Genomic DNA, 22,902 nt, shown 5'->3' with positions numbered 1-22,902 from the left:
GCGGAATGACTAGCCCGCGGGCACCTCGCCGGTGCGCACCGGGCAGCGGGTGTGCGAGTAGATCGTCGGCATGCAGAGGTTGCAATGCGTGCACTGCGACGTGGTCGCCGGGTCGGACGCGATACGCAAGGGCAGGTCGGGTTCGCGCAGCAATGCACGCCCCATCGCGACGAAGTCGAATCCCTCACCCAGCGCGAGATCCATTGATGCGCGGTCGGTTACGCCGCCCAGCAGGATCAGCGGAAGGTCGACGGCCGCGCGCAGCCGGCGGGCGAGTGGCAGGAGGTAGCCGTCGTGGTAGTCGTAGTGCTTGAGGAAGAACGGGCCGGCCGCCTTGAGGCCCCAGTGCATGGCACCGCGGAAGGCGTCGGCGAACGCGGCGCGCGGGGCGTCGCCATGGAAGAGGTACATGGGGTTGAGGAGTGACGACCCAGCGGTCGGTTCGATGGCGTCGAGGTGACCGTCGCGTTCGAGCAGCCGGGCCACCTCACAGGCCTCGTCGATGTTGAATCCCGACCACCGCCGACCGCCACCGCCGGGCTTTCCCACACCGTCGAACATGTTGAGCTTCACCCAGACCGCGGCCTCGTCGCCGACCTCCTCGCGCACCGACTCGGCGACCTCGCGGGCCAGGCGGGCCCGGTTGACGAGCGTGCCACCGTAGCCGTCATGTCGGTGATTGAGCAGTGGCGACAAGAAGCAACTGATCAGATAGTTGTGGCCGCAATGGATTTCGAGACCATCGAATCCGCTGTCGACGGCGATACGGGCCGCGCGCCGGAACTTCACCCGTAGATCCTTGATGTCCTCGGCAGTCACCTTGTGTGTCAACGACATTCCCATCGGCGCCGGGATCCTTGACGGGCCGAGCGCCTTCGCGCGGTTCGACACCGAGTTCGCGACCGGGCCGGCATGACCGAGTTGGGCGGCCGCGAGCGCGCCCTCACCATGGATGGCGTCGGTGAGCTTCCGCAGGCCTCCCATGGCCTCCGGGCGCATCCAGATCTGGTGTCGGTCGGTACGGCCCTCCGGAGAGATCGCGCAGTAGGCGACGGTGCTCATCGCGACGCCGCCCGCGGCGACCTCGCGGTGGAACTCGATCAGGTCGTCGGTGACGAGGGCGTCGGGCGTCATGCCCTCGAAGGTGGCGCATTTGATGAGGCGGTTGCGCAAGGTCAGCGGGCCGAGCGGCGCCGGGCTGAAGGGGTCGGATCGTTGGGGGTTCGCGTTGGTCATCGAGTCTCTCCGTGAGTGGGCTGGGCTGATGTCGAGAGGTCTGGTGCCGGGGAGGTGAGGCCCGCGGCGACAAATGCCCGCAGCGCGTCGACCGTGCGCGGCGACGGCGTCGACGGCCCGCCGAAGCGCAGCAGGATGAGTTCGAACGCGAGCGACCATCGTCGGCGCGCGTCGTCGGGAGACAAGCCGTCGACCATGCCGATCAGTACGGTTGCCCAGTGGTCGAGCCGGAACCACGGCTTGCTCCACGGCGCGACGGGATGTGTCAGCGCGAACCTGGCGAGCAAGCGCAGGTGAAGATGGCCGACGGGGTCGTCGGCGGTAGCGACCAGCGGGGTGATCACCGCGTCTACCAGGGTGGCTACCGAATCGGTCGCCGGGTCGATCCGGTCGAGTGCGACGACCCAGATCGGGGCGAGCCGATCCTCGAGGAGCGCGACGGTGAGTTGATCCTTTGAGCCGAAGTGGTAGTGCACCGCGGCCGGATTCGCGCCGGCCGCCGCGCAGATCGATCGCACCGACACGGCGTCGTATCCGTCAGCCAGGAACAGCCGCTCGGCGCAGCGCAGCAGTTGCGCGCGGGTTTCGTCGGCTCGTGTGGGGGCGGTCACACCCGCCATGAGACCACAGAATCAATCATCGTTTCAATCATTGATTGAAAATGCGGGTGGGGTTACCGCCGAGTAGCGGGACGCCATGCGCCGACCCCGGGCCCCGACGTAGGCTGGCAGTCGTGGCTGAACACTTTCAAACAGTTGTATTGGGTGCAGGTCCAGGTGGGTACGTCGCCGCGATCCGGTCGGCTCAGCTGGGCATGAAAACCGCCGTCATCGAAGAGAAGTACTGGGGCGGCGTGTGCCTCAACGTCGGGTGCATCCCGTCCAAGGCGCTCCTGCGCAACGCCGAACTCGCGCACATCTTCAACCACCAGGCGAAGACCTTCGGTATGTCCGGCGATGTGTCCTTCGACTTCGGCGCCGCCTTCGACCGCAGCCGCAAGGTGAGCGACGGCATCGTCAAGGGTGTCCACTTCCTGATGAAGAAGAACAAGATCACCGAGATCGACGGGTACGGCAAGTTCACCGACGCCAAGACCATCGTCGTCGGCGATCAGGAGATCACCTTCGACAACGTCATCATCGACACCGGTTCGACGGTGAAGTTGCTGCCAGGCGTCGAACTGTCCGACAACGTGGTCACCTACGAGACCCAGATCCTCACCCGTGAACTTCCCGAATCCATCGTGATCGTCGGCGCCGGCGCCATCGGCATGGAGTTCGGTTACGTCCTCGCCAACTACGGCGTCGACGTGACCATCGTCGAGTTCCTCGACCGCGTCCTGCCCAACGAGGACGTCGATGTCTCCAAGGCCATCGCCAAGGAGTACAAGAAGCTCGGCGTCAAGGTCCTCACCTCCACCAAGGTGCAGACCGTCACCGACAACGGCGACGACGTGACCGTCACCTACAAGGACGCCAAGGACAACGACGGCGAGATCACCGTCGACAAGGTCCTCATGTCTGTCGGCTTCGCACCGCGCGTCGAAGGTTTCGGCCTCGACAAGACGGGAGTGGAGCTCACCGAGCGCGGCGCCATCGCGATCGACGACTTCATGCGCACCAACGTCGACGGCATCTACGCCATCGGCGACGTCACCGCCAAGCTGCAGCTCGCCCATGTCGCCGAGGCGCAGGGTGTGGTCGCGGCCGAGACCATGGCCGGTGCCGAGACGATGACGCTCGGCGACTACCGCTTCATGCCGCGCGCCACCTTCTGCCAGCCGCAGGTGGCCTCCTTCGGGCTCACCGAGGCGCAGGCCAAAGACGAAGGCTACAACGTCAAGGCCACCACCTTCCCGTTCAGTGCCAACGGCAAGGCGCAGGGCCTCGCCGAGACGGCGGGCTTCGTGAAGCTCGTGACCAACGCCGACACCGACGAGCTGCTCGGCGGACATCTGGTGGGCGACAACGTTTCCGAAATGCTTCCGGAGATGACGCTGGCGCACAAGTGGGACCTCACCGCCAAGGAACTCGCCCGCAACGTGCACACCCACCCGACGATGTCGGAGGCACTGCAGGAGACGTTCCACGGCGCCATAGGGCACATGATCAACCTGTGAGCAGAGAGCCATCCCGCTCCCTGAGGTGCGAGGAGCGCTAGCGACGAGCCTCGAAGGGCAGGTGAGACGACAGTGTCAGCTCGCCACGGCTTCGAGGCTCGCTGCGCTCGCACCTCAGCCATCGGATGATGTACCACCGTGAGTGGAATCCGCCGTGGCCGTTGAACATCCGAGCCACCGTCGGACTGCATCGTCGCGGAAGCGGCGACCCGGCGTTCACGTACGCGCGCGACGGATCGATCTGGCGGTGTGTGCACACTCCCGACGGACCGGGCACGTTGACGGTTCGATCCGATGCGACCTCGGTGATCGGTCGCGCATGGGGGCCGGGAGCGTCGTGGCTGCTCGATCGGATGCCGGATCTTCTCGGGGCGCGTGATACCCCGGAAGCGCTCGCGCCTCGCGATCAGGTTGTGGCGCAACTGGTTGCGCGATCCGAGGGTTTGCGGATGGGCCGCACCGATCGGGTATGGGAGGCGTTGGTGCCGGCGATACTCGAGCAAAAGGTTGTGGGACGCGAGGCGTGGCGGGCCTGGCGATACCTGCTGCGGCGCTACGGTGATCGGGCTCCGGGGCCGGTTCCTGATCGGATGCGGGTCCCGCCTCCGCCGTCGGTCTGGGCGCAGATCCCGAGCTGGGAGTGGCATCGCAGCGGGGCCGAACCGGTGCGGATGCGGACGATTCGCGGTGCGACGTCGATCGACGTCGAACGGCACGCCGACAGACTGACCGTCTTGCGGGGTGTGGGCCCGTGGACCGAGGCGGAGGTACGGATGCGCGCCGTCGGCGACGCCGACGCCGTGCCGGTGGGTGACTATCACATCCCGTCACTGGTGGGCCAGACACTCATCGGTGAACCGGTCGACGACGACGGCATGCTCGAGCTCCTCGAACCCTACGCCGGACAACGTGGTCGGGTGGTTCGACTGTGCGAGCTGCACGGCACCATGCCGGAACGACACGGGCACCGGATGTCGGTGCGCGACTACCGATCTCTCTGACACGCGACTACAGGTCAGCCGATCTCGTCGAGCTGGCGCAGGAGATCGGCCCGCACCGTGGCGGCCACCTCCCGATGGTGTGCCGCCGCGGCGGAGTCGCCGATGAGATCTGCGAGTCGGGCGAGATGGTCGTCCATGTAGCCGAATACGATGCTGCCGGAGTTCAATCCGGCCACGGTCCCACTCCACCGCCGGAGTTCGTCGTAGAGTGCGGCGGCAGGCTCGGCCATCTGCAGACGGACCAGGGTGTCTGCATGGAACGCCTCGAGCGCACTCCAATAGTAATCGCGCACAGTGCGATACCCGATCTCGGCGACCGCACGGGCCTCGGTTTCCCGCCCGGCGTCGATGAGGGCCGCGGCATAAACCCAGGCGACCGACTCTGGCGCGGTGTCGTATATCTGTTGAATACCGTCGACCAGATGGCCGATCGAGCCACGATTGAACCCGACGCAGAGCGCCCCGATCAGTTCGAACTGCTCCTCGGCGGGATTTCCGGCGGCCCGGAGCTGCCAGGCGATCGCCTGATAGGTCTGTTCTGCCTTGTCCAGATTGCCGCGGAGGGTATCAAGGGCGGCGCCGAAGGTGGCCTGCACAATCACCAACTCGGCGACTTTGCCGCTCGTCGCGGTCTGCAGCGCCGTACGCATCTCGGCATGGGCGGCGGCGATCTCGCCCCGACCGGCTCGCGTGATCGCCATGAAGAAGTGGGCGACGGCCGTGTAGTCGACGATGCCTGCCGACTCGGCGGTCTCCACGAACTCGATCGCCGCCGGTAACAGCTCCTCGCGATCGTCGGGTCCGGTGGCCGTGTGAACGCGCGCATTCAGTGCTGCACAGAGCAATTCGGGGTCGCCGGAGGCCCGCGCGATCTCGACGGCCTCGCGCGAACAGGCAGCGGCGTAACGTTCCTCGTTGCCTTCGAACTCGGCGACCGCCGTGACGAGAAGGCGGGCGCGGTCGACGCCTTCGGTGTGCGGCAGCATATCTCGCACGGCCTGACTGATGATCGGGTCGAGCAGTCGGTCGGGACGTGTGGTCCAGATCGACGGTGTCCGCCAGGAGATGAGCACGGCCAGTTCCAGCGATCTGTCGCCGACCGTGCGAGCCAGCGTCAGTGCCTGTTCTCGTCGCGCGCGTGCCTCGCCGATCTCGCCGGCATGGGCGAGTGCGGTCACCAGTTCGCACAGTGCGTGTACCGTCGCGGTGCGATCCGGGTCGGCGGCCTCGACGCTGCCGTGGCCGGCCATGGTGTGCAGGTCGACGGCATCGCGCCACAACCCGACAGCATCGGCAGACAGGGTGAACCGCTCCCGGGCAGCCGATTCCACGATCTCCAGCGCCCGGGGCACGGTCGTGGGGCCGGCGCCGAGCGCGGCGTGATAGGCCAACTCGTCAGCTCCGGTTCGGGGGATCGTCTCGAGGATTTCAAAGACCCGCCAATGTAGCCTGCGCCGCCGCAAGGACGGGATGCTGTCGTGGATCGCGTCGTGCATGAGCACGTGGTTGAACCGCACCCGGTCACCGGCGGCGGTCAGCAGTCCGGCCACCACCGCGGAGTCGATGGCGTCGAGCACGGCGTCCTCGGAATCGTCGGGCCACAGCGCGACGAGGGTGTCGATCTCGGACTCGCGTCCGCACACGGCGGCCAGCCGCATCACCGAGACCGCGTCCTCGGGCAGACGTTCGACCCGACTCAGCAGCACCTCGCGCACCCCACTGGGAATTGCTCGCTGCGCCTCCCGCGGTCCACGGGAGGCAACCAGCTTGGCCAATTCCTTGACGAACAACGGATTTCCGTCGGTGCGTGAGCGCAACAGTGCCACCGTGGTGTCGTCGATGGGATCGAGGCCGGCGTCGGCGGCCAGCTGACGGATGCCTATGTCGGAGAGCCCGGCAAGCGTGAGCTGATCGGCGGTGATGGCGATGAGTGCCGCACCGGTGGCGAGCAATTCGACTCCGGCCTCGGATGCCCGATAGGTCGCCACCACCAGGATCGGATGTTCGGCCAGCCAGGTCATCGTCTGACGGAGGATCTGAAGTGTGGCGCTGTCGGCACGGTGCACATTGTCGAGGACGAGGAGCGCTCCGGTGTCGGTGAGTGCTTCGGTCGCCGCGGTCACCTGGCGTGCGATGGCGAAGGGGTCATCGGCGGCCGGACCCTGGCCCAGCGCCTCCACGATCTCGCGCCATGCCCACGCGGTGGGCGCACCGTCGACCTCGGGGCAGTGTCCGATGGCGGTCGTCCATCCCTGGGCGCCAAGCCGATTGACCAGTCCACGAGCCAGCGTCGACTTCCCGCCCCCGGCCTCGGCGGTGATCCACACCATGCGTAAACCGGTGCGACGCGCGGTATCTGCATGCGTCGTGAGCTTCTCCAACTCCGCTTCGCGTCCAGCGAACTCGGTGTATGAAGCGGTCGGTGCGGGCAGGACAGTGGGTCTGCTCGGCGGTGCCGCCGAAGCGAGCGTCGTGGTACCCCCGAGGTTCGGATCATGCTGCAGGATGGCACTTTCCAGGTCGCGCAGCGCCGGCGTCGGGTCGACGCCGAGTTCCTCGGAGAGAAACAGCCGGACCGTCCGAAGTGTTTCCAGGGCGTCGGCCTGCCGGCCCAGCCGGTACTGGGCGAGCGCCAGCAGACGGAAGAGCTCTTCGCGGGTGGGGTGGGTGCCACACAGAGAGGGAAGCGTCGCTGCAACGTCCGCGGCGCGGCCGAGTTCGAGTGCGGCGGAAGCACGTTGCTCGATGGCGGCCAGGTGGAGCTCGCCGAGACGAGCGACTTCACCGCGGGCCCAGTCATCGGCGGCGTGCGCGCCGTATGGTTCGCCCTGCCAGAGGGCGAGCGCGGCGTCGAGCTGCGCCAATCGCTCGCGTGCGTCGTCGTTCTGACTGGCGACGACATCGTCGAACTGCCACAGATCCACCGCCGACCGGGACAGCCGCAGCGCGTATCCCGGTGCTTCGCTGATCAGGATGCGCGCGGGCGTCCGCGGTGCTCGGTCGGGTTCCAGGATGCGACGGAGATTGGAAATGTGCACCTGCAGCCCGGCGAGCGCTTTCGGCGGCGGCTCGCCGTTCCAGAGGTCGTCGATGAGGCGATCGGTGGACACCACATGTCCGTTCGCGGCGACGAGTCGCGCAAGCACCGCTCGTTCGCGACGTGACTTGATCTCCGCGCGCTCGCCGTCGACCTCCACGCGGACCGTACCCGACATCCTCACCGAGACGGCGCGAGGCGAGGTCCCGGCGTCCGCCGACATCGCTCACCCTCCTCGCTGCGGCGTCGATCTGAGTTGGGCCGCTTCCGTACAGTATCGCCGTGTCGAGGGTGGCGTGTGTCGTTCAGGTGTGCGAATGGACGTTGCGTCAGCGCCGACGCAGCGTGAGCACGCCGCATCCGAGGACGAAGACGGCCGTGGCAATCGCCGCGACGTATGCCAGTGCGCCGTCGACGCCCCACGGCGGCAGGAACGCGAGTTCCTGTCCGGTGGCGTAGACGCCGTTGAGGAAGGGCATGTACGACTGCAGCGTGTAGCCGTTCGGGATGAGGCTGATCGCATTCTCGACGATGTAGGTCCAGCCGAGAAGAATCGCGACCGAGGTGGCCGGGTGCCCGACGATCGCGGCGAGTCCCACCCCGATGCCGACGGCGAACACGCCGTAGATCGGCACGGTCACGATGAATCGCACACCTGCCGCAGAGGCGATGTCGACGCCAGCGTAAACGCGGGGAAAGACGTTGGGCAGCAACAACATCACCGCAGATACCAAGAGCGCCGAGCAGAGTGCAGCCCACGCTCCGTAAACGATCCACCGGGCCAGCGCAGCCGTGGCCGACCGCGGATACAGGTAGCGCGACATCTCGCCCACCGCGCCGCGCTCGCCGGTGGCCTGCGCGAACGTCGCAATCACCGCCCAGGCGATCACGGTGAAGGTGATGACCCAGTAAACCGAGTTGGTGGTCGCCACCGACGTGACCTGGATGGTGCTCGAGATCGACGCGAAGCGCTCACTCACCATCGCCACTCCCAGCGTGATGATCAGCGGGAGCAGCACCGCAGCCGGGATGGCCCCGAAGAGCAGGATGCTTCGGCGGCCGCCGGATCGGGTGATCTCCGCACGCACTGCGCGTCCGAGTTGGCCAGTGGCGCAGCGCAAACGATCAGCACCCATGCGTCGCACCGCCGACCGCCGCGAAATACGCGTCTTCGAGGGAGGCGTGCCCGACGACGAAGTCGTCGACACCTGCGTCCGCGATGATCCGTCCATGGTCGAGGACGATCACTTGATCGCCGGTCCGGGCCACTTCGTCCATGAGGTGCGACGCGATGAGTAGGCAGCGGCCTTCGGCGGTGAGTTCGCGCAACACGTCACGCAGCCAACGGATTCCATCGATGTCGAGGCCGTTGACCGGCTCGTCGAGCAGGATCGTCGGGGCATCGCCGAGGAGTGCGGCCGCCAACCCGAGACGCTGCGTCATGCCCAGAGAGAAGTCGGAGACGCGTCGCGTCGCGTCCTCCGCCAGTCCCACCTTGTCGAGGAGTTCGTCGGCCCGGCGCCGATCGACTCCGCCCGCGTCGGCGAGCCAGTGCAGATGTCGTCGCGCGGTGTGGCCGGGATGATGGGCATCGGCGCCCAGGTGGATGCCGACCTCCGTGAGCGGACGGCATTGCCGTGCAAGGGATCTGCCGTTCACCGCAACTGTGCCGCCATCGGGCCGGATGATGCCGCAGATGGTGCGCAGCAGGGTGGACTTTCCGGCGCCGTTGCGCCCCAGGAGATACACGAGCTCTCCCGGGCGCACGGTTGCCGACACCTCGTCGAGGACGGTCTGCCCGCCCAGGCGGACGGTCAGGTCATCGATCTCGATCATTCTTGTGGCCGAGCGCCTCAGCGGTTGCAGTAGATGTTGAGGCCCACTGTCTTGACGCCCTGGCACAGGGAGTTCGCCGACAGCTTCCAGTTGCCGTCGAGCTTCTTGAACTCGATGGTCATCTTGATGGTGGGGCGGCCGGCGGAGCCGCTGTTCAGGGTCGCGGTGACGCTGTTGCCACGCTGGACGAGTGGTCCGGTGACCTCGTTCCAGCCGCGGGGCGCGCGGAACAAGCCGAGGCTGTAGACGGTCTTGGGCACGACGACGGCGTTCATCCCGCCTTCGACGTTGGCGGCCTTGGCCTGGTCGGAAGCGGGTGTTTCGACCAGGAATTCGACGATGTCGTTGAGGTCGGCCAGGGTGGGGCGGTCGGTGGTGACCTTGAAGTTCGGCGGGAAGGTCTTGGCTTGTGCGGGTCCGCCGGCGACCAGGACTCCGGTGATGGCGAGCATCAGGGCGACGGTGGCGATCAGGGCGGTGCGGAATGTGGACATAAAAAGTAATCTAATCCTCTAAATATGCTGAGGAAACCCTTATCGCTGTGTGACATCCGTCGCCGCGGGTTCTGTCGCGCGCACCCGCGACAGCCGAAGGGTGATCTCGCAGTCGCCCGCGGGATCGGGTACGACGTCGACCAGGTACTGCGACGCCAAGGCGGCAGAACTCGACGCCAGGGTCTGTTCGATGACGCCGCGGGCCACCCCGCGCGCGACTTCGGGATGATGGCGCCCGATGTCCTTGAGGGGGCAGGAGCAGATGCGGAGTTCGTGGGTGCCGAACGCGCTCATGACGTTGGACACGCGGAATCCGAGAGCGGTCAGGGTCTCGACCGCGACCGTGATCGGATCCGGCAGTGCCACATCGGCATGCGACGGTGGGTTGAGGCGAGACAGCGCGTTGACGTCGGCCCACACGCGGCCGGCGTCGGCGGCGGCGTGTTCTCGTGCGGCCGAGGTGGAGCCGAGTTGTGCCAGCAAGTGTCCGATGAGGTCGTCGACCGGTGGCGCGGACACGGCCCGATAGCCGATCCGGGGTCGGCCGGCGGTCGTCGAGCGTAGTTCGACGGTCGACGCGGCGTCGTCGGACACGAGTTTGTTCAGATGGAAACGCGCGGTGGTCACGTGGATGTCGAGGGCGTCGGCGACCTCGCGCGCATCCACCGGCGCGCCGCGATCGGCAAGGATGGCGAGCACCTTGTCGCGTTGCGCGTTGTCGCGCGAACGGGATGCGGGCATGGGCTGCTCCTGGGGTGAATCTGGGCTGTGTCCAGGACTTTACGGGCTTGCGCTCATCCGGTCTCGGCTACGTCTTCGAGGATGAGCAGGGTGACGACGGCGTCGGTGACAGCGGTGAGCGCATGGGTGACGCCGGTCTCGACGTGGACGGCCGAGCCCGGGCGCACTGTCACGTTCTCGTCGCCGATCGTGAACTGCACCTCGCCGACTTGTCCGAGCACCAGGATGGGGCGTCCGGCCCGATGATCGGCCATCGACTGCCCCGCCCGAAACGACAGGCGGAGGATGTTCACGCCGGTGGCGCGGGCCATCGCGGTGATGTCGGGTCGCGGGCCGGTGCCGTCGCCGGTCAGGTCGGCGAGACCTGTCACGGTGGTCGACGTGCGGGTGTGTGCGGGGCTCATGACTGGTTCGGTTTCACGGCAATGACCTCGATGGCCGCGAGTTGGTCCCGATACTTGGTGAACGTGGCGCGCATGCCGAGGACGCGGCTGCGTGCGTCCTTGTCGCGCAGCACGTTGCCGACGAACTTGAGCGTTCGCAGCGGCCCCTCGTCGGCGAGCACGCGCCGCGGCTGCAACAGCGCCATCTTGGCGAAGCCTACCTTCGCGATCTCGAAACCGGCGTCGGTCAACAGCTTTCGCCATTCCTGCTCGGTGAGCGGTCGGGCGTTGACCTTGATCGAGCGCGCGAGTTGTTTGCGGATCTCGGTCTTCGCCTCGTCGGGCAGGGTGTCGGGATGGAGTGCGAGTTCGTGGATGGCGTAGCGTCCGCCGGGCCGCAGCACGCGGAAGGCCTCGGCAACGATGTCGGCCTTGGCCCGGTCCGATTGCATCGTCAGCATCGCCTCGCCGATCGCTACGACGACGCCCACATAGGTTTTCGGGTTTCGATCGATGATGGACCGTGCGGTCTTGCCGAGACCCGGCGCGATCTCGAGGACGTCGGCGTCGCTCAACTCGGCGTCGTCGAGCAGTTGCTCGGTGAGCTCACGACCACCGGGCCGCAGCACCAGCTTGCCCAGTCGTGCCAGCAACCAGTGACCGGGCATGTCCTCGGTCTTGCGTGCGGCAAACGGCAGTTCATCGTGGCTGGCCTGCTGACCGGACATCACTACTCCTCGGGATCGACTATTTAGAGGATAGCTCTACTCTAAATGGTCGACAATCCTGGCTGCGGTGCGTTCCGCTCGCTGTCGCCGGCTGAGCGTCCAGCTCCGCCGGCTGAGGTGCGAGGAGCGCAAGCGACGAGCCTCGAAGCTCCTGGTGAGAGGACATTGTCGTCTCACCAGGACCCTTCGAGGCTCGCAGGCTCGCACCTCAGGGAGCGGTGGTAGGCCGCTTCTCGCGCGCCTCAGCTCGGGAAGCACGGTAGGGGTAGGAATGGGACTTTCGTCGGATCAGGGTTTGACGCCGATAACGTACTGACCCTGGCCGGTGATGGTCTGCTCGACGTCGTCGAGTCCGGCGTTGCGCAATCCGTCGACGATCTCGTGGCGATCGAAGATCCGGTAGCCGGTCGCGCCGGCCGCTTCGCGGACCCCGGGCAGCGCGCTGACCCTGGTGACCACGGAGGTGAAGATGATGACCTCGCCGCCCGGCTTGGTCACCCGGGCGAGCTCATCGAGCACGGGCAGGGGGTCGGGGATCAGGTAGAGCGCCGCGAGGCAGGTCACCGTGTCGAAGGTGTTGTCGGCGAACGGCATCGCGTGTGCGTCACCACGCACGTACCCGGTCTTCTCGGTGGTGTTGGTGCGTGCTGCCTGCGTGAGCATGGGGGCGGAGTAGTCGATGCCGATGCACCGTCCGTCGCCGGTGAGGCCGTCGGCGATGCGTCGGGTGTAATTTCCTGGGCCGCAGGCGACGTCGAGGACCAGGCGCTCACCGGGACGGCACAGGTAGGCCTGCAGGGCGCGGTCGTAGTCTTCGGTCGCGGTGCCGCCGAAGCTGAACAGCCGGGTGAACGTCGGGCGCCAAAGATGTTCGTAGACTTGGGCAAAGAGTGGGTTCTGCATGAACCGCTGGCTCAAGGACTCCATGTCAGACCCGGGTGTCGCGCTGGATGCGCAACGTGTGGATGGTCGTGGCGAGCGTGTCGTACTGTCCGGCCAGAAGGACGAACGCGATCAGCCGGCGATCATCGAGGTGGCGCGTAAGCGCCGACCACGCGGTGTCGGAGATGTCCTGATTCTCGATCAGCTCGTCGACCGCCCGCAGCATCGCGCGTTCCCGATCTCCCCAGCCCGCGTCGCCGGGCCCGGCGAGGATCTGGGCGAACATCGCATCGTCGATGCCCGCACGGCGTCCCAGGCGACGGTGATGATCGAGTTCGTAGTCGCACTTGCGCAAGTGTGCGACGCGGATGATGATCATCTCGGATTCCTTGCGCGACAAGGTGCCGAACGGCATCAGGCGTCCCGAGTAGTGCAGCCAGGCACGGAACACACCGCGGGTGCGGCCCAGGGTCGAGAAGATGCGGGCGTTGTCGACGCCGATCACGCGGGCCGCGCCGCGCGCGAAGACCCAGTTGATGGGTCCCAGATCCCAGAATTCTCCCGGAGTGACGCGAGGGGTGCTCATGGACGCAACGGTAGACTACGACGCCGGACATCCACGAGACCCAGATCACGAAACATGGAGAACGCAATGGCGCGCACATTCACATCCGTCGAAGAACTCACCGCCGCGATCGGCGAGGACCTCGGATCGGGCGAATGGCTCGAGATCACGCAGGATCGGGTCAACGCGTTTGCCGACGCGACCGGCGATCACCAGTGGATTCACGTCGACCCCGAGCGCGCGAAGTCGGGTCCGTTCGGCGCTCCGATCGCCCACGGCTACCTCACGCTGTCCTTGTTGCCGATGCTGGCCGGCGGAATCTTCACGGTCGAGGGCCCCAAGTTGGTCATCAACTACGGACTGAACAAGGTGCGCTTCCCCAACCCGGTCGTCGTGGGTTCACGCATCCGCGCCAACGCGGTCATCACCTCGGTCGACGAGACCCCGGCCGGAGTCAACGTCGTGGTGAAGAACGTCGTCGAGATCGAGGGTGCCGACAAGCCGGCGTGCGTCGCCGAGAACGTGCGCGTGCTGGTTTTCTGACTCGACGGGTGGGGTGGCCGATCACTACCCGTCGGAAATGTGTACCTGGGAGATTGACGAAATGCACAGTGCACTTGGTCGGACTCGGGGGTACAGAGATCCGACGGGTGGCGATGTCCGACGCCCCGCTCAGCCCCGGCAGTTCGACTTCGCCGGAACGCCCTGCAACCGCGCGTCGAGCCAGGCCAACGCGTCCCGGAACGCGACGAAAACGGTGGTCATGTGTTCCCCAGGGTACTCGCGGTAGGTGGCGTCGACGCCGAGGCGACACTGTTCGGCGAACAGTGAGCGTGCCTGGCTCGCCGGAATCCACCACTCCTGCGCGCCGTGGTAGATGAAGATCGGCATGGCGGCCTTGTCGCCGGCCATCTCGGTCACCTCGAAGACGTGCTCGGCGGCCGGCGTCCGGAACGGGTCGGGGTCGGTCGACAGCATCTGGGTGGCACCGAAGGTGAAGCCGAAATAGCCCATCGTTCCGGTGCAGAGATTCTTGAGGAGGTCGTTGGTGGCGAGTTGCCGGGCGAGGTTGTTGGCCAGCCTCAGCAACTCGGGCCGCTCACGCGCTATTCCCAGGATCGCCGCGTGGAAGACGCCCGACGCGAGGTTCGCGTTCATCGCACCGGCCAAAGCACGGTAGTCGGCCGGGACACCGCCAATTGCCGCACCCACGAACCGCTTCGCCACATCCGGTGCATACGACGACGCGAGTTTCGCGGTCGCGTTGGTGGCGATCGCGCCCCCGGAGTAGCCGAGCATCACCAGGGGTCCGGACCCGAAGTTGTTCGGGTCGTAGACGCTTGCGGCCCGGACCGCGTCCAGAACCACATGCGCCGCGACATAGGGCTCCGCATACGCCATCCGTGCACCGGTGTGGTCGGGGACGATCACCGCGTACCCGCGTTTGAGCGATTCCTGCGTCGTCTCCGGTCGTAGGTCGGTGCTGTTGGTGTCGTCGGTCTTCCCGTGCGCGAACGTGTATCCGGTGGTACAGCGCGTGCCCAGTGCGACGATCGGTGGGTTGTTCACCATGACCGGACGCTTGCCGCGACCTGTCCACGTGGTCGGCGGCACAAACAGTGTGGCGGTGGCGAACAACGGACGGCCGGCAGCGTCGACGGTGCGGAATTTGATCTGCCGTGCATAGCGCACCCGGACCTCGAGTAGAGGCGCGGCGACGGGTGCGACGTCGCGTGTGGACATGATCGCGCCGGGGCGGTACCTCGCCAGGTCTGCGGGCCAGTCGTCGAAGAACCGGTCGCCGGTGGGCGACGGCATGATTGCTTCTCGCAGCTCCTGGAGTGCGCGGTCGGCGCCGGGCGTCTGCGCGCGCATCGGGATCCGGGCGAGTCGCGGAATGTTCGGCGCCGGCACAGCGTCCTCGATGTCGTGGGACAGTTGCCCCGGTGCAGGCATGAGATTCGGCGGGTCGGCCGCCGCGGTGGCGGTGGTCGTCGCCAGTGCGACGATCGTGACCGTCGTGACGATCGTGCGCAGCTTCCAACGACGCGACCAGGGTCGACCCGGCATCGACAACTCCTCCGTGCTCAGCCCCCGCCCGGAGTCTAGAGTGTGCCGAGATCGGGTGCACGACAGCCCTGTCGGACATTCGGCCAAGATTTCCTGCCAGCTGCGTTGTTGTCTCACCATGCCCTTCGAGGCTCGCAAGCTCGCACCTCAGGGAGCGAGCAGTAGCTCAGCAAACCCTTCGCATCACCGACGGCACGTCGACCGCGCGGGGATGCCACGCAGCCGTGCGTCGAGCCAGGTGATCGCGTCCGGGTAGCCGACCATGATGCCGGTGAGGTGTTCGGCGAAGACCTCGCGGTAGGTGGCGGTGGCACCGAGGCGGCACTGCTCGCGGAAGAGATTGCGGGCGCCTGCCGCGGGGATCCACCATTCATAGGTGCCGTTGTAGATATAAAGCGGCACAACGGATTTCCGGTCGGACATCTTGGTGACCCGGTAGATGTTCTCGGCCACCGGGGAACGGAACGGGTCGGGGTCGTTGGACATCAACTGCATGGGCATGAACGTCTGGCCGGCCAGGGCAGCCGGTAGCACGCACACGTTCTTCAGCGGAGAACTGGCAATCCATTGCGCCGCATGGTTTGCCATGGTGAGGATCTCCGGTCGCTCGCGGGCGATGCCGAAGGTCGCCGCGTGGAACAGTCCGGTCGCGAGATTGGCGTTCATGCTGCCGACGAGCATCCGGAAGTCGGCGGGCACGCCGCCGAGGGCCGCACCGACGATCCGGGGCGCGACGTCGGGTGCGTAGCCGGCAGCCAGTTTGGTGGCGCCGTTGGTGGCGATGGCGCCACCCGAGTAGCCGGTGATGCCGATTCTGCTGCGCCCGAACAGCTTCGGATTGTACGCGGCGGCCGCACGCAGGGAGTCGAGAACGATATGGCCGGCGGTGGTGGGTTCGGCATAGGCCATCCGCGGCCCCTGGTGGTCGGGCACGATCACCGAGTAACCGCGAGCGAGGGCGAGTTGTGAGCTGGGCGGAAAGAAGTCGGTGAAACCCGTTGCGGCACCGAGGCCGTGCGCGAGGGTGGCACCCGGGGTGCAGGCCGCGCCGAGGGAGTCTATGGGCAGGTTGTTGACCAGGATGGGTCGAGGACCGCGACCCTGCCATGCCTGCCTCGGAATCAGAATGGTGGCTGTCCCGAAGGACGGGCGACCGATGGCATCACGGGTGGCGAACTTGATCTGGCGGGCCGACGAAATCGGTGCGGTCACCAGCAATCCGGCCGGCCAGGTCACGTCGCGGGTCGCCAGCAACTCGCCCGGTCGGCGTTGCGCCAGGTCGGGTGCCCACCTGTCGAAGAACGGATCGCCGGTCGGAGTGGGCAGGACGGCTTCGCGCAGCTCCTGGAGTCGTCGACTCATGCCGGGTGTCACGGCCCGCTGTGGAATGCGGCGCAGGTGCGGGTACGGGGGAGCGGGCACCGTGCCGTCGATCGCATGGGGAATCTGTGGCGGAACGCCGATCATGTTGGGCGGGTCGGCTGCCGCGGGCGCGGCGCCGGACACCAACAGGGGAACTGCCAGCACGGCAGCAAAGGTCGAGATCAGCGCTCCGGAACGGCGTGCTGAGATGGTGTTCAGAACACGGTGCACAACCATGAGGAATCCCCTCTGACGTGGGAAATCCCCGCGATCGCCCCACATCTCGGAGGCTAGGACGATCTGTTGGTCAACCGTCCGGGACACGCGACTGAGTCGGGCGACCGTTACGGGATTGTGATGTACGTCACTCCATCTCGGTGTTCATGTACGGCGACACGGTGCTGCGGTGCTCCTGGACCCGCAGGGGTGCGCCCAGCGCAGGAAAGGCGCGCTGTGGACACTTCAGCCGTTCGCACACGCGACAACCCGCACCGATCGGGGTTACCCGAGCCTGCGGCCCGATCTCGAGGCCGTCGGAGTAGACGACGCGTCCGGCATGGCGCAGCTCGCATCCGAGGCCGATGGCGAAGGTCTTGCCGGACTGCCCGTATCGCGCAGCGCGTCGCTCCACGGTGCGCGCCACCCACAGGTAGTTACGACCGTCGGGCATCTCGGCGACCTGCGTGGAGATCTTCCCGGGCGACGCGAAGGTCTCGTACACGTTCCACAGCGGGCAGGTGCCACCGCTCGACGAGAAGTGAAAGCCGGTGGCAGACTGTCGTTTCGACATGTTCCCGGCACGGTCGACGCGCACGAACGACCACGGGATACCGCGAAGGTTCGGCCGCTGCAGGGTCGAGAGTCGATGGCAGATCGTTTCATAGGACACCGCGTAGAAAGCCGAGAGCCGCTCGATGTCGTACCGGAAATCCTCTGCAGCGCCATGGAATTGGGTATACGGCAGGACGGCTGCGGCGGCGAAGTAGTTGGCCAGACCGAGCATGGCGAGCGATCGGGCGTCGTCGCTGGTGAAGTTCCCCTCGTCGATCAGCGCGTCGAGGAGATCGCGGTACTCGAGCAAACAGAGTTCGGTGGCGAGCTTGAACGTCCGCTGCCCGGCGGACAAGGCGGCGGAGAACTCGAGCCGTCGGGTCTCGGGGTCGTATCGGTGCAGGGTGTAGTCGCCGAGGTCGACGCGGCGCACGATCCGGACGCCGTGCAGCGCCTCGAGCCGGTTGGTGATCTCGCGTCGGATGTCCGCCGAGTGCATGCGCATGCGCGCGGTCATGTCCTCGGCGGCGACGTCGAGTTCGTGAATGTAGTTGCGGCGATGCGAGAAGTAGTCGCGAACCTCCTCGTGGGGCGCGGTGATGGTGCCACGCATACTGCGGTCGCCGCGCTCGTCGGTGGCCGCGGCGAGCTGATCGGTGGCCACGCGGTAACGACGGTGCAGGTTGACCATCGCCTGCGCCATCTCCGGGTGGGCCGTGACGAGCGAACTGATCTCGTGGGCGTCGAGCGTGCCTGATGCTGCTTCGACGTCGTCGTCGAGCAGGACCTCGCGGAGTTCGGCCACGAGCCGAACGTCGTCCTGGGAATCGAAGAAGCCCGCGTCGACGCCGAAGGCCTCGGTGATCTTGGTGAGCACCTTGGCGGTGAGGGGGCGAGCGTCGTGTTCGATCTGATTGAGGTACGACGGTGATATGGACAGCGCCTGGGCGAGGGCGACCTGCGACAGCCCCCGTTCGGAGCGGAGCTGTCGGAGCCGTGATCCGACGTAGGTCCTGGTCATCGTGCCTGCCCTCGAAATACGGATGTGTTCTCAGGGTACGGTGACGGCGTGCGGGTGCTCAGGGGGACGACGATTGTGCGGATCCTTCTGTGCGTGATTGTTCTCGTCGTCGTTGCCGGCTGCGGCCGGACGGCCGATGTGCCGGACCGGCGATTGGCGCCGGCCGATCTGCTCCTCGCGCCGTCGGATCTTCCTCCGGGTTTTGTGGTCACGCCGCTCTCGGTTGCCGATCTGGCCGCGAGCAATCGCGTTGCCTTCGACGACGCCAAGACGGCGCGATTCGCGCCCGATTTCTGCCGGCCGACGGCCGACGCCACGCTGAACGACCAACTGCGCGCCGACAACTCGGCGGTCCTGGCAGCTCGTCGACTCAACACGGGGCTGGTGGAGCTCGTGACGACGCAGCGGCGCGACCTGGGTGCCGATCTCTTTGCGACCTCGGGGCGATGTGCCCGGACCGAGACGACCATCACCAAGGGCAACCTGGCGGGAACCCGCATCGTCACCGAGTACACCGCGCTGCCCGTGCCGCCGATCGACGGTGGTCTGCGTTCGGGTGAACGTGCCGTGCTTGTCCGCTCCACGGTCACCACCACGTTGCCCGACCGCGGGGTCCGCACCCAGATCGGCTTCGCCGGGTACGCGTTGCTCAACCGTGCGTCCTCCGGAGAGGTGACCGTGCAGTTGACCGTCGCGGGCGAGGCATCCCGCGCAACCAACCCGCCGACGCCGGGCCTCGCGCCCCTCTCCGACGCCGGCTTTGTCGACCTCTTCGGCAAGGCGCTGCAGAAGGTGACCAACTCCGACCGGTGATCGTCGGGAACTCGGGCCGACGGACATACCGTCGCCCTTGTGAAAATGCTCACACCAACCTCCCGATGGACGACGCGGTGTCCAGGTGTCCCGCACGCCGATGGGTACTCGCGGGTAGCTTCGCGATCGCGAAAAACGCAGTACGCGCGTACTTTTTGGCGTCCGGGGCCCATGTCTTCACACCTCAAGATTTGCAAACTTTGCAAACCGGCGTCAAAAACTTGCCCACTTTTGCATCCTAAAGCGATTGGACCTGCAGGTTTGTCCTATGGCACCCTAGGTGCAGGCACCACCGAGGGATGCCGTCGGTTTCGCAAATGTTCGGCTTTGAGTCACCTGAGCCGAAAGGCTCGCGGACCCGAGCGCGCCGTCGGATGTCTGTCAGCCGATACCCGGCGGCCCCGCCGGGTCGTCCCGACCGAACCGGTCGGGAGGAGCAGGACAACGAAAGCGAAGTAGGCAATGAGCAACGTCGGAAAGCCCCGCACCGCCGCGGAGATCCAGCAGGACTGGGACAGCAACCCGCGCTGGGACAACGTCAAGCGTGACTACACCGCCGAGCAGGTGGCGCAGCTCCAGGGTTCGGTCGTCGAGGAGAACACCCTCGCCCGCCGTGGCGCCGAGATCCTGTGGGAAGGCGTGAACCAGAAGGACGGCAGCTACATCAACGCGCTCGGCGCGCTGACCGGTAACCAGGCCGTCCAGCAGGTCCGTGCAGGCCTCAAGGCCGTCTACCTCTCGGGCTGGCAGGTCGCCGGTGACGCCAACCTCTCCGGCCACACCTACCCCGACCAGTCGCTCTACCCGGCCAACTCGGTCCCGAACGTGGTGCGTCGCATCAACAACGCGCTCCTGCGCGCCGACGAGATCTCGCGCGTCGAGGGTGACGACTCCGTCGACAACTGGCTCGTGCCGATCGTCGCCGACGGTGAAGCCGGCTTCGGTGGCGCCCTCAACGTCTACGAACTGCAGAAGGCCATGATCGCCGCGGGTGCCGCCGGTACCCACTGGGAAGATCAGCTCGCGTCGGAGAAGAAGTGCGGCCACCTCGGTGGCAAGGTGCTCATCCCGACCCAGCAGCACGTCCGCACCCTGAACTCGGCCCGCTTGGCCGCCGACGTCGCCGGTGTCCCCACCGTCGTCATCGCGCGCACCGACGCCGAGGCCGCCACCCTCATCACCTCCGATGTGGACGAGCGCGACAAGCCGTTCATCACCGGTGAGCGCACCGCCGAGGGCTACTACAACGTCAAGAACGGCATCGAGCCGTGCATCGCGCGTGCGAAGTCATACGCTCCGTACGCCGACATGATCTGGATGGAGACCGGCACCCCCGATCTCGAGCTCGCCCGCAAGTTCGCCGAGGCCGTCAAGTCCGAGTTCCCGGACCAGCTGCTGTCCTACAACTGCAGCCCGTCCTTCAACTGGAGCAAGCACCTCGACGACAGCACCATCGCCAAGTTCCAGAACGAGCTCGGCGCCATGGGCTTCACCTTCCAGTTCATCACCCTGGCCGGCTTCCACTCGCTCAACTACGGCATGTTCGACCTCGCCTACGGTTACGCACGCGAGCAGATGAGCGCGTTCGTCGACCTGCAGAACCGCGAGTTCAAGGCCGCCGAAGAGCGTGGCTTCACCGCCGTCAAGCACCAGCGTGAGGTCGGCGCCGGCTACTTCGACAGCATCGCCACCACCGTGGACCCCAACACCTCGACTGCAGCTCTGAAGGGCTCCACCGAAGAAGGCCAGTTCCACTAGAACTGGACCGCCTCCATTCCGCCTCTCCGGGATTTTGGCGAACTAGTCAGGCGGCTCGCGGCTTGCGCTGCGGACTAGTCCGCCTCTCCGGGGCTCTTGCGAACCAGTCAGGCGGCCCGCGACTACCGTTGCGGGCCGCCTGTCGGTTTGTTGAGGGCTTTGTTCGTACCCGGGGAGTTACCCATGTACTTGCGAGATCAGTTGTTGCGTTTGGTCTTTGGTTGCTGTTAGGAGTTCCTGGTGGTTAGTCACGGGATCACGCGGGTGGGTGTGGTCGGTGCGGGGCAGATGGGTGCGGGGATCGCCGAGGTCTGCGCGCGTGCGAACACCGACGTGCTGGTCTTCGAATCCACTCGTGAGCTCGCCGCGGCCGGACGGACGCGGGTGCTGCGCTCGCTCGACAGGGGAGTCTCGAGCGGCAAACTCACCGAACGGGAGCGCGAGCAGGCTGCGCTGCGACTTCGATTCACCTCGGATCTCGGCGACTTCGCCGACCGTCAACTCGTGTGCGAGGCCGTCGTCGAAGACGAGGACGTCAAGGCAGAGCTGTTCGCGCAACTCGACAAGGTCGTCACCGACCCGGAGGCGGTACTCGCCTCCAACACGTCGTCGATCCCGATCATGAAGCTGGGCATGGCAACTCAAGATGCCGGACGCGTCGTCGGGTTGCACTTCTTCAACCCGGTGCCGGTGCTCCCGCTCGTCGAACTGGTCACCACGCTCGCCACCGCCCCCGAGGTCGGCGATCGTGCCGAGGCCTTTGCCCACGACGTGCTGGGCAAACAGGTGGTGCGATCGGCAGACCGATCGGGTTTCGTCGTCAACGCATTGCTCGTGCCATATCTGCTGTCGGCGATTCGCATGGTGGAGAGCGGATTTGCGACAGTCGAGGACATCGACAAGGCGATGGTGCTCGGCTGTGCCCATCCGATGGGGCCGCTCAAGCTCGCCGATCTGGTCGGCCTCGACACGGTGAAGGCGATCGCCGACGAGATGTACGAAGAATTCAAAGAGCCCCTGTACTCGCCGCCGCCGGTATTGCTTCGCATGGTCGAGGCCGGGCGGCTGGGCAAAAAGGCCGGTCGGGGCTTCTACCAGTACTGATACGCCTTCGATGCCGTGAGCTACACCACACTGCTAGCAGATTGCTTGCATTTGCTAGCACGGCGTGGATACTGGGTAGTGGAAGCACCAATACCGAGAGCGCCGCGGGTTCACCCCCCTGACGATGGCAATCTCCCTTCCCCGGCATTGACGCCGGAGTGTGACGAGACTGCCACTGCCGCAGCGTGATTGGTGACCACAATCAAAGGAGTCCACCAATGACCACCGCAGAGCGTACCTACGCAAACCCCCTCTATGCTGCCGTTGGTGCAGGCGATTACGCCTACCAGCAGGTGACCGAAGCGCTGACCGACCTGCGTGAACGCACCGAGTCGGCCGCCGAGACCGCCCAGGCGCGTCTCGAAGCCCGCTACGAAGAGGCCAAGACCCGTTTCACCGCGCTGCCCGAGACTGCGCAGGCCCGGTTCGAGGAGACCAAGACCCGCGTCGAGGGCCTCCCAGAAGAGGTTCCCGCGACCGTCGAGGAGTTCCGCGCCAAGCTGACCGTCGATGAGCTGCGCAAGTACGCAGATCCCTACGTGGACAAGGCAACCGAGTTCTACAACTCGCTCGCCGAGCGTGGCGAGGCAGCCGTCGAGAAGTTGCGCACCCGCCCCGTGGTGCAGGAGAACCTGACCCGCGCGGAGAAGGCCTACAACGACGCCGTCGACCTCACCGAGGACGCGCTGGGCGTTGTCTCGAGCCAGACTCGTCTCGTCGGTGACCGTGCTGCCAAGATCGCCGGCCGCGTGAGCGGCAAGGTCGAAGACGCCGCAGTCGCCATCGAGGAAGCCGGTGCAACCCTGAAGTCCGAGGCCGACGATGTCGCCGAGGAGATCAGCGGCGCCGCCGGAACCGTCGAGGCCAAGGGCCGTACCGCCAACGCCTCGCCCGCGAAGAAGATCGCGGCTGCGAAGAAGGCACCGGCCAAGAAGGCTCCCGCCAAGAAGGCCCCGGCCAAGAAGGCCCCGGCCAAGTAAG

Annotated in this window: 21 protein-coding genes; 7 read left to right on the top strand and 14 right to left on the bottom strand. The window is 66.4% G+C overall.

The window, feature by feature from the left end:
• Window positions 1-9 precede the first annotated feature (9 nt).
• Both ACWDTF_RS20950 and ACWDTF_RS20945 read right to left on the bottom strand, forming a co-directional pair.
• The gene (locus tag ACWDTF_RS20950; RefSeq protein ID WP_449755005.1) at window positions 10-1,236 is read right to left on the bottom strand and encodes an oxidoreductase; all 1,227 of its coding nucleotides are present in this window, start codon (window positions 1,234-1,236) and stop codon (window positions 10-12) included.
• Complete coding sequence (locus ACWDTF_RS20945; protein ID WP_240859781.1) at window positions 1,233-1,856, bottom strand: TetR/AcrR family transcriptional regulator; 624 nt, start codon at window positions 1,854-1,856, stop codon at window positions 1,233-1,235. Before ACWDTF_RS20945 ends, ACWDTF_RS20950 begins: the two co-directional genes overlap by 4 nt.
• Window positions 1,857-1,969: 113 nt before the next feature.
• Between ACWDTF_RS20945 and lpdA the strand changes: the two genes are divergently transcribed.
• Entirely contained in the window at window positions 1,970-3,355 is a 1,386-nt protein-coding gene (gene lpdA / locus ACWDTF_RS20940; RefSeq protein WP_449755004.1) for a dihydrolipoyl dehydrogenase, read from the top strand.
• A 128-nt stretch (window positions 3,356-3,483) separates the two neighbouring features.
• Window positions 3,484-4,356 carry a DNA-3-methyladenine glycosylase family protein gene (locus ACWDTF_RS20935; RefSeq protein WP_240859778.1) on the top strand — a complete coding sequence of 291 codons (873 nt, stop codon included), beginning with the start codon at window positions 3,484-3,486 and terminating at the stop codon, window positions 4,354-4,356.
• Between the two features lie 14 nt (window positions 4,357-4,370).
• Here ACWDTF_RS20935 and ACWDTF_RS20930 read toward each other — a convergent pair whose 3' ends face one another.
• The 9 genes from ACWDTF_RS20930 to ACWDTF_RS20890 all read right to left on the bottom strand — a co-directional run bounded on the left by ACWDTF_RS20930 (window position 4,371) and on the right by ACWDTF_RS20890 (window position 13,043).
• Window positions 4,371-7,616, bottom strand: a complete 3,246-nt coding sequence (locus ACWDTF_RS20930; RefSeq protein ID WP_449755003.1) for a BTAD domain-containing putative transcriptional regulator — start codon at window positions 7,614-7,616, stop codon at window positions 4,371-4,373.
• 106 nt (window positions 7,617-7,722) lie between these two features.
• Window positions 7,723-8,529: an ABC transporter permease gene (locus ACWDTF_RS20925; RefSeq protein ID WP_449755002.1), complete on the bottom strand. Its 807-nt coding sequence runs from the start codon at window positions 8,527-8,529 to the stop codon at window positions 7,723-7,725.
• The gene (locus ACWDTF_RS20920) at window positions 8,519-9,229 is read right to left on the bottom strand and encodes an ABC transporter ATP-binding protein (protein WP_449755001.1); all 711 of its coding nucleotides are present in this window, start codon (window positions 9,227-9,229) and stop codon (window positions 8,519-8,521) included. The genes ACWDTF_RS20925 and ACWDTF_RS20920 overlap by 11 nt, the downstream gene beginning before the upstream one ends.
• A gap of 17 nt (window positions 9,230-9,246) precedes the next feature.
• Window positions 9,247-9,723, bottom strand: a complete 477-nt coding sequence (locus ACWDTF_RS20915; RefSeq protein WP_449755000.1) for a hypothetical protein — start codon at window positions 9,721-9,723, stop codon at window positions 9,247-9,249.
• Between the two features lie 39 nt (window positions 9,724-9,762).
• Window positions 9,763-10,464 (bottom strand): transcriptional regulator, encoded by a 702-nt coding sequence (locus ACWDTF_RS20910; protein ID WP_449754999.1) that lies wholly within the window; start codon window positions 10,462-10,464, stop codon window positions 9,763-9,765.
• A 53-nt stretch (window positions 10,465-10,517) separates the two neighbouring features.
• Window positions 10,518-10,868, bottom strand: a complete 351-nt coding sequence (locus ACWDTF_RS20905; protein WP_240859763.1) for a cupin domain-containing protein — start codon at window positions 10,866-10,868, stop codon at window positions 10,518-10,520.
• Window positions 10,865-11,575, bottom strand: coding sequence for an SAM-dependent methyltransferase (locus ACWDTF_RS20900; RefSeq protein ID WP_449754998.1), 711 nt, complete (start codon window positions 11,573-11,575; stop codon window positions 10,865-10,867). Before ACWDTF_RS20900 ends, ACWDTF_RS20905 begins: the two co-directional genes overlap by 4 nt.
• Window positions 11,576-11,863: 288 nt before the next feature.
• Window positions 11,864-12,502 carry a class I SAM-dependent methyltransferase gene (locus ACWDTF_RS20895; protein ID WP_240859761.1) on the bottom strand — a complete coding sequence of 213 codons (639 nt, stop codon included), beginning with the start codon at window positions 12,500-12,502 and terminating at the stop codon, window positions 11,864-11,866.
• A gap of 1 nt (window position 12,503) precedes the next feature.
• A complete protein-coding gene (locus tag ACWDTF_RS20890) occupies window positions 12,504-13,043 on the bottom strand; it encodes a carboxymuconolactone decarboxylase family protein (RefSeq protein WP_240859760.1) in 540 nt (179 codons plus the stop codon).
• A 66-nt stretch (window positions 13,044-13,109) separates the two neighbouring features.
• Here ACWDTF_RS20890 and ACWDTF_RS20885 point away from each other — a divergent pair, with 66 nt between their 5' ends.
• Complete coding sequence (locus tag ACWDTF_RS20885; protein WP_374247269.1) at window positions 13,110-13,565, top strand: MaoC family dehydratase; 456 nt, start codon at window positions 13,110-13,112, stop codon at window positions 13,563-13,565.
• 129 nt (window positions 13,566-13,694) lie between these two features.
• On the opposite strand, the gene ACWDTF_RS20880 is transcribed toward ACWDTF_RS20885, so the two are convergent.
• The 3 genes from ACWDTF_RS20880 to ramB all read right to left on the bottom strand — a co-directional run bounded on the left by ACWDTF_RS20880 (window position 13,695) and on the right by ramB (window position 18,246).
• On the bottom strand, window positions 13,695-15,092 hold the full coding sequence (locus ACWDTF_RS20880) for a lipase family protein (RefSeq protein ID WP_449754997.1): 1,398 nt from the start codon (window positions 15,090-15,092) through the stop codon (window positions 13,695-13,697).
• Window positions 15,093-15,275: 183 nt separating this feature from the next.
• Entirely contained in the window at window positions 15,276-16,691 is a 1,416-nt protein-coding gene (locus ACWDTF_RS20875) for a lipase family protein (RefSeq protein WP_374247266.1), read from the bottom strand.
• 127 nt (window positions 16,692-16,818) lie between these two features.
• Window positions 16,819-18,246 carry an acetate metabolism transcriptional regulator RamB gene (ramB, locus tag ACWDTF_RS20870; protein WP_240859757.1) on the bottom strand — a complete coding sequence of 476 codons (1,428 nt, stop codon included), beginning with the start codon at window positions 18,244-18,246 and terminating at the stop codon, window positions 16,819-16,821.
• A gap of 93 nt (window positions 18,247-18,339) precedes the next feature.
• Between ramB and ACWDTF_RS20865 the strand changes: the two genes are divergently transcribed.
• The 4 genes from ACWDTF_RS20865 (at window position 18,340) to ACWDTF_RS20850 (ending at window position 22,901) form a co-directional block, all read left to right on the top strand.
• A complete protein-coding gene (locus ACWDTF_RS20865) occupies window positions 18,340-19,059 on the top strand; it encodes a hypothetical protein (RefSeq protein ID WP_240859751.1) in 720 nt (239 codons plus the stop codon).
• 462 nt (window positions 19,060-19,521) lie between these two features.
• On the top strand, window positions 19,522-20,817 hold the full coding sequence (aceA, locus tag ACWDTF_RS20860; protein ID WP_240859749.1) for an isocitrate lyase: 1,296 nt from the start codon (window positions 19,522-19,524) through the stop codon (window positions 20,815-20,817).
• Between the two features lie 240 nt (window positions 20,818-21,057).
• Window positions 21,058-21,921 carry a 3-hydroxybutyryl-CoA dehydrogenase gene (locus ACWDTF_RS20855; protein WP_449754996.1) on the top strand — a complete coding sequence of 288 codons (864 nt, stop codon included), beginning with the start codon at window positions 21,058-21,060 and terminating at the stop codon, window positions 21,919-21,921.
• A gap of 218 nt (window positions 21,922-22,139) precedes the next feature.
• Window positions 22,140-22,901: a heparin-binding hemagglutinin gene (locus ACWDTF_RS20850; protein ID WP_449754995.1), complete on the top strand. Its 762-nt coding sequence runs from the start codon at window positions 22,140-22,142 to the stop codon at window positions 22,899-22,901.
• Window position 22,902 lies beyond the last annotated feature (1 nt).

The sequence above is a fragment of the Gordonia sp. NPDC003422 genome, from assembly GCF_053588675.1.
This window is presented reverse-complemented; position numbering and strand designations above follow the sequence as displayed.